The sequence below is a fragment of the Polaromonas sp. P2_G11 genome (assembly GCF_056403595.1).
Genome location: NZ_JBFUFE010000001.1, coordinates 1093023 through 1109653, shown reverse-complemented (window position 1 = coordinate 1109653; position 16631 = coordinate 1093023). Strand labels below are relative to the sequence as shown.

The 16631-nt window shown below is 63.3% G+C and carries 17 protein-coding genes; 3 read left to right on the top strand and 14 right to left on the bottom strand.

Features of this window, described 5'->3' with window-relative positions; genetic code table 11:
• Nucleotides 1-33: 33 nt before the first annotated feature.
• The 14 genes from AC1DWQ_RS05390 to AC1DWQ_RS05325 all read right to left on the bottom strand — a co-directional run bounded on the left by AC1DWQ_RS05390 (nt 34) and on the right by AC1DWQ_RS05325 (nt 11012).
• Entirely contained in the window at nt 34-1164 is a 1131-nt protein-coding gene (locus AC1DWQ_RS05390; RefSeq protein WP_477668933.1) for a hypothetical protein, read from the bottom strand.
• A gap of 93 nt (nt 1165-1257) precedes the next feature.
• Nucleotides 1258-1926 (bottom strand): histidine phosphatase family protein, encoded by a 669-nt coding sequence (locus AC1DWQ_RS05385; RefSeq protein WP_477668696.1) that lies wholly within the window; start codon nt 1924-1926, stop codon nt 1258-1260.
• A gap of 158 nt (nt 1927-2084) precedes the next feature.
• Nucleotides 2085-3107 (bottom strand): threonine dehydratase, encoded by a 1023-nt coding sequence (locus tag AC1DWQ_RS05380; protein WP_477668695.1) that lies wholly within the window; start codon nt 3105-3107, stop codon nt 2085-2087.
• Nucleotides 3108-3162: 55 nt separating this feature from the next.
• Entirely contained in the window at nt 3163-3801 is a 639-nt protein-coding gene (locus AC1DWQ_RS05375) for a LysE family translocator (RefSeq protein ID WP_477668694.1), read from the bottom strand.
• Between the two features lie 2 nt (nt 3802-3803).
• Complete coding sequence (locus AC1DWQ_RS05370; RefSeq protein ID WP_477668693.1) at nt 3804-4517, bottom strand: VOC family protein; 714 nt, start codon at nt 4515-4517, stop codon at nt 3804-3806.
• Nucleotides 4518-4532: 15 nt separating this feature from the next.
• Nucleotides 4533-5447, bottom strand: coding sequence for a PhzF family phenazine biosynthesis protein (locus tag AC1DWQ_RS05365; RefSeq protein ID WP_477668692.1), 915 nt, complete (start codon nt 5445-5447; stop codon nt 4533-4535).
• Nucleotides 5448-5482: 35 nt separating this feature from the next.
• Nucleotides 5483-6103, bottom strand: coding sequence for a glutathione S-transferase family protein (locus tag AC1DWQ_RS05360; RefSeq protein WP_477668691.1), 621 nt, complete (start codon nt 6101-6103; stop codon nt 5483-5485).
• 21 nt (nt 6104-6124) lie between these two features.
• Entirely contained in the window at nt 6125-7318 is a 1194-nt protein-coding gene (locus AC1DWQ_RS05355; protein ID WP_477668690.1) for an aminotransferase-like domain-containing protein, read from the bottom strand.
• Between the two features lie 182 nt (nt 7319-7500).
• On the bottom strand, nt 7501-8145 hold the full coding sequence (locus tag AC1DWQ_RS05350; protein ID WP_477668689.1) for a DJ-1/PfpI family protein: 645 nt from the start codon (nt 8143-8145) through the stop codon (nt 7501-7503).
• A gap of 104 nt (nt 8146-8249) precedes the next feature.
• On the bottom strand, nt 8250-8579 hold the full coding sequence (locus tag AC1DWQ_RS05345; RefSeq protein ID WP_477668688.1) for a DHCW motif cupin fold protein: 330 nt from the start codon (nt 8577-8579) through the stop codon (nt 8250-8252).
• A 5-nt stretch (nt 8580-8584) separates the two neighbouring features.
• Nucleotides 8585-9046 (bottom strand): RidA family protein, encoded by a 462-nt coding sequence (locus AC1DWQ_RS05340; protein ID WP_477668687.1) that lies wholly within the window; start codon nt 9044-9046, stop codon nt 8585-8587.
• 69 nt (nt 9047-9115) lie between these two features.
• Nucleotides 9116-9448 (bottom strand): antibiotic biosynthesis monooxygenase family protein, encoded by a 333-nt coding sequence (locus tag AC1DWQ_RS05335; protein ID WP_477668686.1) that lies wholly within the window; start codon nt 9446-9448, stop codon nt 9116-9118.
• Nucleotides 9448-10404 carry a DMT family transporter gene (locus AC1DWQ_RS05330; protein WP_477668685.1) on the bottom strand — a complete coding sequence of 319 codons (957 nt, stop codon included), beginning with the start codon at nt 10402-10404 and terminating at the stop codon, nt 9448-9450. Before AC1DWQ_RS05330 ends, AC1DWQ_RS05335 begins: the two co-directional genes overlap by 1 nt.
• On the bottom strand, nt 10401-11012 hold the full coding sequence (locus AC1DWQ_RS05325) for a LysE family translocator (protein WP_477668684.1): 612 nt from the start codon (nt 11010-11012) through the stop codon (nt 10401-10403). The genes AC1DWQ_RS05330 and AC1DWQ_RS05325 overlap by 4 nt, the downstream gene beginning before the upstream one ends.
• Nucleotides 11013-11133: 121 nt before the next feature.
• Between AC1DWQ_RS05325 and AC1DWQ_RS05320 the strand changes: the two genes are divergently transcribed.
• The 3 genes from AC1DWQ_RS05320 to AC1DWQ_RS05310 all read left to right on the top strand — a co-directional run bounded on the left by AC1DWQ_RS05320 (nt 11134) and on the right by AC1DWQ_RS05310 (nt 16573).
• Complete coding sequence (locus AC1DWQ_RS05320) at nt 11134-12624, top strand: aminotransferase-like domain-containing protein (protein WP_477668683.1); 1491 nt, start codon at nt 11134-11136, stop codon at nt 12622-12624.
• Nucleotides 12625-13311: 687 nt separating this feature from the next.
• Nucleotides 13312-13812, top strand: a complete 501-nt coding sequence (locus AC1DWQ_RS05315) for a hypothetical protein (protein WP_477668682.1) — start codon at nt 13312-13314, stop codon at nt 13810-13812.
• 118 nt (nt 13813-13930) lie between these two features.
• Nucleotides 13931-16573, top strand: coding sequence for a beta strand repeat-containing protein (locus AC1DWQ_RS05310; RefSeq protein ID WP_477668681.1), 2643 nt, complete (start codon nt 13931-13933; stop codon nt 16571-16573).
• Nucleotides 16574-16631 lie beyond the last annotated feature (58 nt).

The following is a 16631-nucleotide window of genomic DNA, read 5'->3' as shown; positions in this document are numbered from 1 at the left end:
GATTTAATAGCAATCATGCTGCCTGAAATCGCATCAGGCGGTCGGCAACACCATGTCGGCGGTGCCCGGGCAGACCCAGCGGGGGTGTTCCCGCGAGGTGTCTATGCACCCGCCTGATGCATACACGCCCTTGGGTTCACGCATGCGCAGCATCAGTTCCAGGATTCGCGCCGTCTCGGCCGGGTCGGTGCTGGAGGACTTGACGCCGGCTTCCACGATGCTTTCATTGATACGCAACTCGCCGGCTTCGTCGGTGTAGGTGGCATACCGCCAGTGAAACAGCTCCAGGCATTTGGCCGTCAGGGTGTAGGGCTGCTCGCGCTTCCAGAAGTTGGTGAACTGCCCGTTGCCGATATAGAACACCCAGGAGCCTTCATAACCCGAAACGTCCGAGGAGTGTTCATCGGGGTTTCGGAACCAGAGGCGGTCGCCGGGCACGTAATACTTGGGCGGCAGCGGTTGTTCCATCGTGCCGTATTCGCGCAGGAACACGTCATGGAATTTGCCCGACATGATGGCGCGGCGCTCCCAGCGCTGCTGCAGCGCAGCCAGCAACGGCGGGTTGCAGGTTTCGAGTTCCTGCGCGATGGCCAGCAGGATCACGTATTCGGTCGCGCGGTAGCAGGAAAAGGAATACAGCTTGCCCGAGGCCTCGGGTTGGGTGGCTTTTTCCAGGGCGGGAATCAGTGCGTGACCGGGCTTGACGGTAAAGCCAGCGTCTTCCGAGTAGACCCAGCAGTCCTCCGGCCGGTTGACTTCGGTGGTGTGGAATTCCAGTGCAGTCTTGCGTGCGGCCAGCACGATGTTGCGGCGTATGCGCACTGCCGATGCCAGCTCCGCATGGCTGGGAAATTCAAAGGCGACCGGGCTGAGCAGCATGGCCAGAAGAATCTCCCGTTCCAGGTCTTCGCTGTCGTTCAGCGTATCCAGCTGCAGCCGTTCCGCCAGGCCCAGGGTATCCAGGCCGGGCGCCCATTGTGCGGCGAGGCCTTCCGGCAGGCAAAAGCTTCTTGCGGCGGTGGAGCCCGGAAAAATCTCACTGGTTTCCACGGCGTCCTGCAGACCGAGCTTTTCAAGCTGCACCAGGAAACTGTAGGTGGAAGCCGCTAGCGCGCCGGTTGTTTCACCGTGAAGGTGAATTCCGACAGGACGAAGACTGGGCATCAGGGCGGCGGTCATGTTGCCGCAAAGTATCTTTGCTTGTGGTCGATTCGGCAATGGCGGAAAAACCACGAAGCCGGCTGCTCGCGGGCACTGTCAGGCGTAAGTGATCCAGCTTGCGTGTTCGGGCGCGTCCAGGTGCGGCAAGGTGTTGTAGGTCACCAGCATGTGCCGCTTGGGCGTAAAGGCAAACTCGGTAAGTGAGCAGTTGCGTATGCGCAGGTTCAGCTCTATCGTGGTTTCAGGGCTGGTGCCCAGCACATGGCCCACTGCGGTCGAGATGGGCCCGCCGCTGGAAACCAGCAGCACATTGCCGGTGTAACTGGCACGAATGTGGTCCAGGACAGAAGTTACACCCTCAACAAACCCGATGTAGCTTGGCATGCCCTGGGGGCTGACGACGCCGGCCATCCACTGTGCCAGCCCGTCACGCAGCAGCCGGAAGTGGCCGCGGTATTCCTCGGGCGTGGTGGGTTTTTCGAGCTTGTGCGGGTGGATGGCACCGATGACGGCGTGGCTGTCATATTCATTGAGCCCCGGGCGCTGTGTGGCTTGCATGGTGATGCCCATGCCTTCACAGATCCCTGCAAAGGTATTGATCTGGCGCTGCAGCGTGCCGGTGAAAGCGGCGTCAAAGGTGATGCCCTTGTACTTGAAGTACTCGCCCAGACGCACGCTTTGCTGGCGCCCCATGGGGCTGAGCACGTCGTAGTCGTCTTCGCCAAATGAGGCCTGGCCATGGCGCACGAGGTAGAGGGTTCCCATGGGTAAATTGTGGCGCGCTGCCCCCCTGCGTTTAGTCTCGCGCGCGACTGGGTGTTCGAGTGTCGAGGCCTCAGCCAAAAAACGCAGCCCCGCCAGCAGGGGCCGTGGAACCGGCTTTGCCGGGCCGCAGGCGCAGCGCCCCCTCGGGGGGCAGCGCACTACGCGAAGCGAGAAGCGTGGGGGCCGGCAGCTAGCACCTTGGCGACAATAGCCGTGTCCACATTCCCGCCGCACAGCGTCGTGCCCACTACCAGGCCCTTGAGTTGCTCGCGCTCCTGCATGGCCGCGGCAAAGCTGGCCGCGCCCGCGCCTTCGGCCACGTTGTGCGTGTCGGCATAGAGGTCGCGCATGGCCTGGGCCACTTCGTCGTCCGTCACCTTCACGATGCGCTCCAGGTGCGGCAGCAAGACATCCAGCGCGGCCTGGTCCGCGACGCGGCACGCCATGCCGTCGGCCAGGTAGGTGGTCACCGGTGCTTCAATCACGCGCCCCGCGGCCAGCGAGTCGGCGTAGGTGGTGGCGTGCGCGCTGACCACGCCCACGATGCGCAGCTTGCGGCCCAGCGCCAGCTTGGCGGCAACGGCCGAACACGCGCCCGAGCCCTGGCCTATCGGCACATACACCACGTCGAGTTGCGGCACTGCCAGCATGAATTCCCACCAGTAGGTGCTGACGCCGCGCAGTAAATCCGCATGAAAGCTCGGCACCATGTGGGCGCCGCGTTCGGCAGCCAGCCTCTTCGCAAACTCGCGGCTTTCCTGGAAGTCGTTGCCATGCTCGATCAGTGTGACGCCCAGCGCGCGCATGGCGGCGTTTTTCTCCACTGAGTTGCCGTGCGGAACCACGACGGTGCAGGGCACGCCGTGCGCGCGGGCGGCCCAGCCTATGCTTTGGCCGTGGTTGCCGCGCGTGGCACTGACGGCTTCTCGCGGCAGCTCGCCGCGTTGCTTGAGCGCTTCAAAGTAGGTGAGTCCGCCGCGCAGCTTGAATGCGCCCACCGGCGTGTGGTTCTCGTGCTTGATCCAGCAGTCGGTGCCCAGCCGCTGGCTGGACAGGCCCCAGCGGTATTGCGGCGTGGCCTGGAATTCGCGGTAGACGACACGCGCCGCGTCTTCAATCTCCTGCAGCGAAGGCAGCATGCTGTTCCCCAGCTGCGGCTTGTGGTCGAGTACGGCGCTCATTGGGTGGTCTCCGCTCTGCGAGCTGCGGCATTCGCCTTGGGAGCGGTCCGGCGGCTCATGCGGCCGCCCGCTTTTCAGTCAGCAGGCGCAGCGCCAAAAGGCCCAGCACCGTGCCCATCACGTAGCGCTGCACGCGCATCCAGCTGATATTGCGGTTGAGGAAACCGGCAATCGCCGCGGCGAAACAGATCAGCACCGTGTTCACACCCGTGCTGACGCTGATCTGCACGGCGCCCAGCGTCAGGCTTTGCAGCAGCAGGTCGCCGCGCTCGGGGTACAAAAACTGCGGAAAGAAGGAGAGATAAAACATGGCGACCTTGGGGTTGAGCAGGTTGGTCATAAAACCCATGAGGAAGAGCGTGCGCGGCGGGTCATGCGGCAGCTCGCGCGTTTCAAAAGGCGCCAGGCCCCCGGGCTTGACGGCTTGCCAGGCCATCCAGAGCAGGTAAGCGGCGCCTGCCACCTTGATGGCATCAAAGGCTAGCGGCACGGCCAGCAGCAGGGCCGTCAGACCGAAAGATGCCGCCAGCAGGTGCGCCACAAACCCCAGCGCCACGCCGCTGAGCGACACCAGCCCGGCGCGGGGGCCCTGGCACAGCGTGCGCGAGATGCAGTAAATCATGTTGGGCCCGGGCGTGAGCACCAGCACCAGGGCGGCGAGGGCAAACCAGGCGAGTTCTGTGCTCGTAAACATTCTCAGGCTCCTTTGGATTCCAGCGTGACGAGGCCGCGCGGCGTCTGCAGCGTGGCGATGAGATTGGGCGGGCCTTGCGCGAGGCCTACGCCAGCCAGCCCTATGGCTTCATAGCCGCCGCGCAGCGCGTCGGGACGCGGGTGGCTGGCGTGCAGCGATTGCAGCGTGACGCCCGACGGCGCCATGCCGTCGGCCGCATGCACGTCGCCCCACTGGATCAGCGTGGGCAGCGCGCCGTAAAACAGCCGCTGGCCGTCTTCGCGCACGGTGATCTTCCAGGTGAGCTGGCCTTGCGGCGTCATGCGCGAGACGTCCAGCGCCTCACCGCGATCCAGCCCCAGGCGGGAAAGCGCCCGCACCGCCGCGATCACACGGGGCGTCGAGGCGACAAAGTGCGCGAGCTGCGGGCCGGTCTTGCTCAGCCGCAGCTGCAACTCATGATCATCCAGGTCATACCAGCGTCTGGCCGGTGCCGTACGCGGGGTTTGCTTGTCCGGATTGATTGCAATGATTTCGAAATAGGCGCGTGGAAAGGCCGGCGAGGCCACTGTGAAGAGCCGGTTGTGCGTGCCCATCAGCGGATGCTCGCCGCCCGGCCCGGGCGTGATGCCCAGCACGCGTTCGCACCACTGCACGCCTTCGGCGAGGCTGGCCGCCACCACCACGAGGTGGTCGACCTGCGAGGCCAGCGGCGGGAGTGTGGTGCTGTGTTCCATGGTTAGGGCTGGTTCCTAAAGCGTCACGCTTCCGTCAATGCAGGTGACCGATTCGCCGCCCACCCACACCTGGCCGGCTGCATCGCGCTCGATATGCACCTGACCGGCGCGGCCCAGGCAGACACCTTGCGAGGCGGTATAGCGCTCGGATGCATGGCCTTCGGCGATCAGCCACTGGGCCAGGCTGGCATTGAGGCTGCCGGTGACGGGGTCTTCGTCGACACCGATGGGAGAGGCGAAGGCCCGAACTTCGAAATCAGGGGCTGTTTCAGGTGCGGAGGCTGCGAATGCCTTGGCTTCGCGGTTGGCGCGTGCAATCAGCGGCGCGGTTTCCTCACGTGGGTAGCGCGCCACCACGCCGACTTTGGTGCCCAGCTTGGCCAGCGCTTTGTGATCGGGCGCCAGTTGCAGCACGGTCTCCGGGTTGTCCAGCAGCAGGCCCAGCCACAACGGGCCGTTGTCCAGGCATTGGGCAGCCAGGATGCTTGTCGCTTTCAGGCCCAGCGCGCCGGCTACCTGCGCCAGCAATGAGGGGCTGGGCGCGGAGCGCTTCAGGGCCGGCGCGGCAAACGCCAGGCGCTTCGTGCCAGTCTCGCGGCGAATCTTCACCAGGCCTACTTTGCACTCCTGCACGATAAAGTCTTTGCTGTGCGGTTGCCCACCGGCTTCCAGCCAGCTGTGGCAACTGCCCAGCGTGGGGTGGCCGGCAAAAGGCAGTTCGCCGCCGGGCGTGAAGATGCGCACGCTGTAATCAGCCGTGGCGTCTGTGGGTGGCAACAGGAAAGTGGTTTCCGAGAGGTTGGTCCACTTGGCAAAACGCTGCATGGCGGCATCATCCAGGCCGCTGCCGTCGATTACCACGGCCAGGGGGTTGCCGAAGTAAGGGGTGGGTGTGAACACGTCGACTTGCTTGAATGCGCGCTGCTTCATGGGGTTTCTCGGTTTTCCAGGGGAGGTTTGAAGATTTATGACAAAGGCAGGTCCAGCACGCCGCGCGTGGCGGGCCGTGCCAGGAGGGTTTGGTACCAGCGGTCCAGATGGGGACGCACGGGCCGCGGCTGCGGCAAGCCGAACCAGCGGTGCATTTCGCAGCCCAGCGGAATGTCGGCCATGCTGAACTGGTCGCCGCCCATGAACGCATGGTCAGCCAGATGTGCATCGAGCAGTGTTAGCAGCGCTTCGGTGGCGGCTACGGACTGCGCAATCAGTTCTGTATTGCGCTGCTCCGCTGGCGTGCGAATCCACTGCACGAAAGCCGTGCGTCCGGCCGGGTTGAAGGTGGTCTGCTGCCAGTCCATCCACTGCTCGGCGGCAAAGCGTTGCGGCAGCGTTGTGGGATAAAAATTGCCTGGCGAGTGCTTGGCGCAGAGGTAGCGCACGATGACATTGGACTCCCAGATGAGCACCTCACCGTCTTCCATCAGCGGCACCAGCGCATTCGGGTTCTTGCGCCGGTAATCGGCCTCCTTGACGATACCGAACTGGCCCCCGGCGTCGGTTCGCTGCATCGTGAGGCCCAGCTCCTGCGCGGCCCACACGACTTTTCGCACGTTGATGGAGCTGATGCGCCCCCAAAGATGAAGCATGTCAGGTCCCTTTCGCGTTCATCATGCTGCCGCGCGCAGTTGAGGCAGGCCGGCAGGTAGTTGCTCGCGTATGGCCGCAGCCAGCGCGGCGATGCCGATGTTGATTTGCTCGACGCTGGACGTGACGAACGAGAGGCGCAGCGTGCGGGCGTCGGCATGGTCGGCGTAGAAGGCCCAGCCGGGCACAAAGGCCACGTTGCGCTCCACGGCCTTGGGCAGCAGGTCGATGGCGTTCATGCCTTCAGGCAGGCGCACCCACAAAAACATGCCGCCGGCCGGTGTGTTCCAGCTCACACCTTCGGGCATGCCCTGCTTCATCGCGGCCAGCATCGCGTCGCGCTGCGATTTGTAGAGCGCGCGAATGGTCGGCACGTGGCGGTCCAGGAAGTTGTTCTTCATGGTCTCGACCACCATGCGCTGGTTAAAGCCCGGCGTGTGCAGGTCGGCCGCTTGCTTGGCTTGCAGCAGCTTGGGGTAGAGCGACTTGGGCGCGACCAGAAAGCCCAGGCGCAAACCCGGCGCCAGGATTTTCGAGAACGAGCCCATGTACACGCAGCCTTCAGGGTTGCGCGCGGTGAGCGGCAGCGGCGGCGGTGTGTCAAACCACAGGTCGCCATAGGGGTTGTCTTCGACGATGGGCAGGCCCAGGCGCGCGGCCTCGGCGCTCAGTGCGGCGCGGCGCGCTTCTGTCATGGTGCGGCCGGTCGGGTTCTGGAAGTTGGGCAGCACATAAAAGAAACGCGCACCGGCGGCCTTGCTGGCCAGGTCCTTGACGTCCACACCTTCATCGTCGCTGGCCACGCCGACGATTTCGGGCTCCATCGGCGTGAAGGCCTGCAGCGCGCCCAGGTAGGTAGGCGTTTCCACCAGCACGCGGCTGCCGGCGTCGATCAATATCTTGGCGATCAAATCCAGGCCCTGCTGCGAGCCGGTGGTGATCAGCACCTGCGCCGGGTCGACTTCCCAGGGCAGCATGGCGGCCACCATCTCGCGCAGCGGCGCATAGCCTTCGCTGGCCGCATACTGCAGCGCCGCATGGCCGTCTTCGCGCAGCACCTTGTCACAGGCTTCGCGAAAGGCGGCGACCGGAAAGGTCTTGGGCGAGGGCAGGCCGCCGGCAAAGCTGATGATGCCGGGCTTCTCGGTGACCTTGAGGATCTCGCGGATCACCGAGGGGTTCATTTTTTTGGCGCGCTGCGCTTGGGTCCATTCCATTTCACTCTCTCCTTATGGGCCGTCAAAAGACAACCGGGCACAAAAATTTTTGGCAAGATTTTCAAAATCCACTGTCCGGTGGCTGCCGGGAGCGGGGACGACTTGGCGCATTCATTCTGCCCCCGCTCCGTGCACTTGTCTTTGCTTTCACACTCGCCATACCCGTCCTTGCGGGTCTGGCGTCACGACGCGCCGGACATTTCCGGTGTCGTCGACTGTTCCTGTAAATTCGCCTTCAGATGTGCAAGTCCCCGTGAGACGTATTCCTCTTTTTCACCGACCGGGGCAAAGTAGTGCAGCACCTCGCGGGCTTCGTCAATGCCCTTCAGCCGGGCAATCAGCCATGCGGAAATGTATTGCGCGGACATGCAGCCGCCTGCGGTCGCCAGGTTGCCCTTCGCAAAGAAGGCCTGGTTCAGGATGCTCACCCCGGCTGCCTGCACCCAGGGCTTGCTGGTCAAGTCCGTGCATGCCGGCATCTGGCCGACAAGCCCTAGCTTGGCGAGCAAAAAGGTCCCGGAGCACTGCGCCGCTATGAGCTGCCGTTGTGGATTGAGCTGCAGTTGACCGAGGATGGACGCGTCATTGGCGACTTCGCGCGTTTTCATTCCGCTGCCGATTAATACGGCATCGGCCCGATTGGCTTCTTTCAGGCCGATATGCGCATCAATGGTGAGGCCGTTCATCGACGTCACGCGCTCGGTGGGGCTGGCAATGCTGACTTTCCAGTCGGCATCACCCCGCAGCGAAATGCGGCTCAGCATTCCATAGGCGATCAAGGAATCCAGTTCGTTGAAGCCGTCGAAGGTAAGGATGGCGATATGCATGAAAGCTGTCCTGATGCGGGTTGAAAGCGCTACTTCACTGAAAGAAAAAAAGACGTTGCTGTGAATCGATCTACCGGTACCGAGGTGAGACGGTTGGTGCGGGGTCAGTCCACGATAAACAGTTTGGCCCCCGAAGGCGAGGTCGACCGGTGGGCTTCGGCGCCGTCTGCCACCTGGTAGCTCATGCCCGGTAACAGCACGTGCACACTGCCGTTGTCCAGCTCCGTATGCAGCTCGCCTTCCAGGCAAAGCAGGATGTGGCCTTTGCTGCACCAGTGATCGGAAACATAGCCGGGCGTGTACTCCACCATGCGCACGCGCACATCGCCAAACTTGCGGGTGCGCCAGAAGGCCTTGCCTTCCAGGGCGGAATGTTCGGTGCGTTCCACGTTGGACCAGTCGGTGGTGCCGAAGGGAATTTCGTTCATTTTCATGCTGCTTACTCCGTGACCGACACGATGGCTTCGATTTCCACCGCAAAGCCCCGCGGCAGTGAGCCCACGCCGACTGCCGAGCGCGCATGGCGGCCCGCGTCGCCGAATACCTGCACCAGCAGGTCAGAGCAGCCGTTGATGACTTCGGTATGGCCCGTGAAATCGGGCGCCGCATTGACCATGCCCAGCAGCTTGACCACGCGCCGCACGCGCGAAAGTTCGCCCAGGGCGGCCTTCATGGTGGCAATCAGGTTCAGTCCGACGTCGTGGGCATGTTTGCGGGCTTCCTCCGCGCTGATCTCGCGCCCGACCTTAGGCACCACAGCCAGGTCTTGCCGCAGCGGCGAGCCCTTGCCCGACAGGTACAGCATGGAACCGTCGAGCACCCAGGCATCGAAGTTGCCGCGAGGGGTCACGACGGGCGGCAGGATCAGGCCGAGTTGCTGCAGGCGTTGTTCGGGGGTCATCGATGGTTCCTTGTTGTAGGGGATATCCTGGAAAGCAGTGCAAAAGCGGCGGGCGGCCTCAAGCCCGCTTCATGCCCGCTTTCGCTGGTTGGGCGTGATGTGTGTAATGGTGCCGTCGCCGTAAGAGCGCAACACCTGTGAGATGACGATGTGAAAACCTTTGTACCACTGCGTGTACTGGCGTTTGGCTTCCAGGTGCTTGGGGTGTGCTGAAAATACGCGCAGCGATTCCTCGGTCTCCCAGAAGTAAGTCGCATTGGTCAGCACGCCATCCGGCGAACGCCAGGACTCCGCGCCCAGGTAGCCCGGCGTGGCAAGGGCGGCTTCTTCGATCAGCGCGTCCAGCGTGTGGAACCGTTCGTCGTAGGTGCCGGGTTCAAAGATAAAGGCGGCTGAGTACATCACAACTTTCTGGTGTTGAGCAAAGAGCCCGGTTCGGCGGCCGGCATGCGGGCGCCTGACTGCACCGGCATTTTTTTGCCGATGAAAACGGTGGCAATCACGGCCAGCCCGAAGCCGACAGTGACCGCGTCCAGGTGCTCGCCAAGCAGCGGCACAGAAAACAGCATGGACAAGAACGGTTGCACCAACTGCACCTGGCTGACACGGACCGTGCCGCCCAGCGCCAGGCCGCGGTACCAGGCAAAAAATCCCAACCAGGCCGAGAACACCGCCACGTAGGCAAAGCCGGCCCAGGCGCTGACCTTGAGTGGTGCTGTGGGCCAGCTGAGAAGAGACAGCGGCAAAGTCAAGGGCAGCGAGAGCACCAAGGCCCAGCAGATCACGTGCTCGGCGCGCATGTGCTGGGACAGCCGCGCGCCGTAGCCGTAACCGACTGCCGCGCACAAACAGGCGGCCAGCAACAATAGGTCAGCAAAATGGATGGACAGCCCACCCTCACTGTTTGAACGCAGCATGGCAAACAAAACCACCAGCGCGCTGCCCAGCGCCGCACACAGCCAGAAGCCGGCAGACGGACGCTGGCGGTGCAGCAGCGCGCCCACTGCCGCGGTGGCCAGGGGCAGCACGCCGAGGATGACGCTTGCATGCACGGCTTCCACGTAACGCATGGCAATCGAGGTGAAGAGCGGAAAACCAAACACCACGCCGCCCGCGGTGATGGTCAGCGGCAACCAGTCCTTTCGCTGCGGCAGTGGCGCGCGGGTGGCCAGCAAAAACGCCGCCGACAACACGGCCGCCACCGTGGCCCGCCCGAGCGCGATGAAAACGCCGGACATCTGCGGTGCATCGGGCGTGCCCACGGCCAGGCGTGTCATGGGCAGCGTGACGGCAAAAATCACGATGCCCAGCAAGCCGAGCCATAGCCCTTTGTTTGTGTCGGCAGATGTGGACGTCATATAAAAAGCATCCAGATGGCGGTGGCCACGAGTACCAGCGCCATGGCGCGGTTGAACCACTGGAGCCGTCGTCCGCTGCCGGACGGGCCGGTCAGCCACTCGCGCAGCAATGACCCGGCGAGCGCGTAAGTGAGGTTGCTGACAAACGCGTAGGCCAGCATCACCGGCAATACGATGGCCAGCCGCGCGCCCGGGGCCTCGCGGCCGGCAATCCAGCCGCTCACGATGGCCAGCGCCAGCATCCACGCCTTGATGTTGACAAACTGCAGTGCGGCGCCTTGCCAGAAAGTGATGTTCAGGCGCGCCGCGTCCGCCTCGCTCAATTGGCGCGACTGCGAAATCTTCCAGGCCAGCCACAGCAGGTACGCCACGCCGATGATCTTCACGGCCCAGCTCAGCAAGGGCACAGCCAGCACCAGGGCGCCCAGCCCCAGGGCACACACCAGCAGCAGTACGCCCCAGCCGACCGGCACCGCGCAGACAAAAGGCAGTGCGCGTTTCAACCCATGGTTGGCTCCCAGTGCGGTTGATAGCGTCGTGTTGGGTCCCGGCGAAAAGCTCATCGCCGTTGCCAGCACCAGTAAGGCCGTAAATTCTTGCCAGTTCATGTTTTCAACTTTATAGTTGAAAGCAATACACCACCAGTACAGTTGTTGGTACAAATTTCCAAACTGTATTGGTCAAATTGTCAGCACACATGCCGCCTGCAGGGCGTGCCAAGGCCACACCATGTTGATGAAAACCGCTTCACAGTCCCTCACCGAACAGCTGTCGGCGCGCTTTGCCGAACGCATCCGTAGCCGGCTGTTGGCCCCTGGTGCGCGCCTGCCTTCTGTGCGGCTGTGCGCCGAGCAGCAAGGTGTAAGTGCCTCCACCGTGGTGGCGGCTTATGACCAGTTGCTGGCGCAAGGCCTGGTGGTGGCGCGCAAGAACCGCGGTTTTTTTGTCCGTGATACTTCGCTTAATGCGGCGCTGGCGCAGGCTCCTAAAGCGCCGGCAGCTATAAAAAATATAGCAGACGCAAAAACGGGTACGGCCGCGGGCCACGCCCCCCCGGGCGCCTGGAGCACTGCGACCTGGATGGCCACGCGCCAGGCGCCGGTGGATGCGACGGCGCTGATCCGCGGGATGTTCCACAAGGTCAGCAACAAGCCGCAACCCGGCATGGGCGTGTTTCCACCAGACTGGCTCGAAACCACCTTCATGCCGGCCGCCGTCCGCAAAGTCACCAGCGTCAGCGCGTTGCGGGACTTTTCGCTCCAGTACGGTGAACCCATGGGCGACAGCGGCCTGCGCCGCGCGCTTTCGCAGAAGCTCAGTGCACTCAATGTGCACGCCGCGCCCGAGCAGATCATCACCACCGTTGGCGCCACCCATGCGCTCGACATCGTCAGCCGGACGCTGCTGCGTGCCGGGGACTGTGTGATGGTGGAGGAGCCCGGCTGGGCGGTGGAGTTCGCCCGACTGGACGCTTTAGGCATGCGCATCCTGCCGGTACCGCGCCGCGCCGACGGCCCGGACCTGGCGGTGATGGCCCAATACTGCGAAATCCACCAGCCCAAGCTGTTTGTCAGTGTCAGCGTATTCCACAACCCGACGGGCTACTGCCTCACGCCCGGCAGCGCCCACCGCGTGCTGCAGTTGGCGATGCAACACAACTTCCACATTGTTGAAGACGACACCTACAGCCACCTGGCGCCTGAGCATGCCACGCGGCTATGCGCCCTCGATGGGCTGCAGCGCACGATTTATGTCAGCGGCTTCGCCAAGATCCTGGCACCCGGCTGGCGCGTCGGCTTCATGGCCGCACCCCCCGACCTCATCGAGCGCCTGCTGGACACCAAACTGCTGGCCACGCTAACCACGCCAGCCCTGCTGGAGAAGGCGCTGGCCTGGTGCATAGATCAGGGCCAGTTACGCCGGCATGCCGAGCGTATTCGCACCCGGCTTGACGGCGCGCGTGCACGCAGCGTCAAATTGGCCCTGGCTCACGGCTGCACATTTGCTGCGGAGCCCGCCGGCCTGTTCGGCTGGGTGGACACGGGCGTCGACACCGATGCGTTGTCCCAGCGCATGCTGGACGAGGGCTACCTGATTGCGCCTGGCGGCTTGTTTCACGCGGCGCGCAAACCCAGCACATTGATGCGCATCAACTTTGCAACCACGCAGGAGGCTGCGTTCTGGAAGGTGTTTGCGCGCTTGCGTGATGCCGTGAGGTAACTTTCCTCCTTCTTTCGCGGCTTGCCCTGACAGAACAGGGCGGGCCGTGAAGAAGCGAGTTTTGAGCGAGCTTGGCACCGAGTTCGGGCAGCTTGTCTTTCGCCACTCTGCCCGCGGCGAGCGGCCGCGACTATGCGGTTATGTCTTCCGCCCCGCCATGCTCCGCGTTGGAGTTCGCCTGGCTTGTTGCGCCTGGGGCGTTGCCCTTTCCTCCCTTCCCCCTCTTTTCTCCTTGTTTTCCTCATCCTCCGGCTTCCCGTTGGCGCTGCCCGGCTACCTGTCCCCTTTCGAAAATGACATTCGGCTTGGCCGGTAATCTGATGGTTGTTTCTATTGGTTACGAGTTAACTCTAATTGTTGAATTGAGGCCCCGGTTTTAGCTAATTTCCATTAGTTTCTTCGGATCTTTTGGTGGATTTTCGATGTTTTAATATGTAACTTACTGTTTCAATCACTCCGATTGAAGACTGAAATTCAACTAAATACGGACGTTTATGCGATTTTTCTCACGAAATTTTTGTTTTTATTCACATCTATTGCGTTCGTGTGAAGTAATCGAGGCTCTAAAAGTTGATAAGTAACATAAAGTTACGTCTCAAATACATATCGATGCGCATATGTTGCCGGCCCTACATGGATCTGCCTCCGAGCCAGCCATTTGCCGAGAGTCACGAAAGGACGTTACCCATGAAATCTGCCCTGAAACTTTGTATTTTTGCCGCCGGACTGGTGTTTGGCCAAGCTGTGCTGGCCCAAGCCTCGCCGGTGTCTTCCCAGCTCCTGGCGCAGCGCGTGGAGATGGTGGGCGGCAAGCCCGTGCTCAAGCCCGCCGGCGACGGCAAACCCGGGGATGTCCTGCAGTACAGCGCTACTTACCGCAATACCAGCACCGCTGCAGCCGGCAAGCTTCTGGCAACCATACCGGTGCCTCCCGGCACCACCTTTATCGCGGCAAGTGCCGAACCTGCACAGGCTCTGGCCTCAACGGACGGAAGCATCTTTGCACCCATGCCGCTGACGCGCATGGTCAAGCAGGCCGACGGCAGCGTGCGCAAAGAGCCCGTTCCCCTGTCTGACTATCGCGCCTTGCGCTGGGAAACCGGCACCTTGGCCGCAGGCGCCAGCACCGTGGTCAGTCTGCGTGTGCGCATCGATTCACCTGCAGTCGCACTGGCTGCCAAACCGTGATGACGGCCAGCTTCCCTTGCAGCTGCGCCTCCCGCCATGCGGGCGGCGCATTTCGCCTTTCCGTTCCCCGTTAATTGTTTGTTGATTCACCGTTGTTAAGTAGCCAGGAGAAAAAGCCATGTATGCCAATCCTTCGAGTCCGCAGCCTTTAGGGTTGCAGCACTTTTTCACCCACTGGATTGTGGGATTGTTTGTCGCGCTTATGCTGGCTCTGGCCGGCCTGGCGGCCCATGCCGCGCCACCGCCGGCGGGCACGTCCATCAGCAACCAGGCCTCGGCCACGTACTCGGATGCATCCGGCATTACGCGCACGGTCACGTCGAACGTGGTGCAGACCACGGTGCAGCAGATTGCAAGCTTGACCCTGGCGGCCAACGGCGCGCAGAACGCGACCCCCGGCAGCGTGGTGTACTACCCGCACACCCTGACCAACACGGGTAACGGCACGGACACGTTCAACCTGACCACCAGCAATACCGGTGGCTTCTCGATGGCCAGCGTCCAGATTTTTGCCGACAACGGCAGCGGTACACCAACGGGCCCGGCGATCACTTCGACGGGCGCGCTGGCCGCAGGCGGCCTCTTCAAGTACATCGTGGTCGCCACCTTGCCGGGCACGGCTACGGCGGCACAGACCAACACCATCACGGTGACCGGCACCAGCGTATTTGACCCGACGAAAACCCAGTCGAACACCGACGTGACCACGGCCACGACCAACGCGGTCGTCACGCTGACCAAGTCGGCAAGCGTGTCCAGCGGCTCGGCCGGGACGGCCATCACCTACACCCTGACCTACACGAACACCGGTAACAGCACGGCCACCGCCGTGGCGATCACCGACGTTCTGCCGGCGGGCCTGACCTATACCGCGGGTTCTGCACGCTGGAGCGTGACGGGCGCCACGGCGCTGAGCGACGCTGGTGCCTCCAGTGGTTCTGCACCCAACACCCTGACTTCGGGCTACACCCTGGGAACCAAGACCCTGCTGGTCACGCTCAACCAGGTGACGGCTGGCCAATCTGGCACCATCAGCTTCGGCGTGACCGTAGCCGGGGGAACTGCACCCGGCGTACTCAACAACACCGCCACGACGTCTTACAACAACGGCGCTACCACGGTAACGGGCGGCTCTAACACGGTGCCGTTCACGGTGCTGCAGACCGCCGCCGTGACGCTGACCGGCACCACGGTGCCTGGCCCGGCCGCGCCTGGCTCGACGGTGAGCTTCACCAACACGGTGACCAATACCGGCAATGGCTCCGACACCTTCAACATCACGCTGAGCACGGGCAACTTTCCCGCTGGTACGACCTTCCAGCTGTACAAGAGCGACGGCGTCACGCCGTTGGTCGATACGAATAGCGACGGCACGGTTGACACCGGCCCGCTGGCCGCAGGCGCTACCTACAACGTGATCCTCAAGGCCACGCTGCCTCCGAACGCGACCAACGCCGGCGCGCCTTTCATCATTGTCAAGACGGCCACCTCGGTGTTTGACCCGACCAAGACGGCTACCACCAACGACCAGCTGACCGCCGTGACTGCCGCAGCGGTTGATGCCACCAACAACCTGCCGACCGCGGTGGGTGTTCCCGGCGTGGGCGTGTTCGCCAACGGCGAAGGTGCCGCGCAGGTCACCAACACGCTGAACCCGGGCGCCTCGACGGTCTTCACGATCGTGGCCAACAACACCGGCCCTTCGCCGGACAGCTACAACCTGGGCGCCAGCACGGTGAATACCTTTGCCAGCGTGACGCTGCCGGCCGGCTGGACGGTCAGCTTCCGCGCCGACGGCGGCGCAGGAAACTGCTCGACCACGGGTGCGACCATCACCAACACGGGTTCCGTGGCCGCCGCCGGCAACGTTGTCGTCTGCGCGGTGGTGGGTGTGCCTGCCGGCTTTGCAGCGGGCACCACGCAGCTGTACTTCCGTACGCTGTCGCCCACGTCGAACGCTTCGGACACGCTGCATGACGCGGTGGTCGTGAACGCCGTGCGCTCGGTGACCCTCACGCCCAACGGCGCCGGCCAGACCTATCCAGGCGGCTCCTACGTCTACAGCCACACCTTGACCAATACCGGCAACGTGCTGGAAGGCAACGGCACGGTCAGTACGCTGACCCTGGCCGGCGCCGACAACCAGGCCGGCTGGACTTCCGCGCTGTACTACGATGCCAACGCCAACGGCGTACTCGACGCGACCGACCCTCAGATCAGCAGCACGCTGCATGCCGCGGGCGTCCTGCCTGCGGGTCTGGCTCCCGGTGCATCGATCACGGTGTTCAACAAGGTGATCGCTCCTAGCGGCGCAACCCCCGGTGCAGTGGACGCCACGACCATCACGGTCACGACCACCAATGGCAGCTACGCGACGACGGTTCCTGCCGTGGCTACTGCGGTTGACAGTACGACCGTGATCGCCGGCAACCTGACGCTGACCAAGGCGCAATCCCTGGACACGGCTTGCGCTGGCGCCAACGGTGGCACGGTCTACGCGGCAGCTACCCTGAGCGCCCGTCCCAACCAGTGCGTGCTGTACCAGATCACCGTAACCAATGTCGGATCCGCGAATGCGACCTCCGTTGTGGTGTCCGACGCGACGCCTAGTTACACCACCCTGAGCAGCGCTGCGGCAAGCACGGTAGGTACCGTGACCGGCCCCTCCGCAGGCGCAGCGGGCACCGTCACCGCGACGATCGGCACCCTGACCCCTGGTCAGTCGGCTGTCGTGACTTTCGGTGTACGCATCAACCCCTAACCCGGGACTGACCTCAAGCGCGGGAAGCGAAAGCTTCCCCGCTTTTCAAAGGGCACGG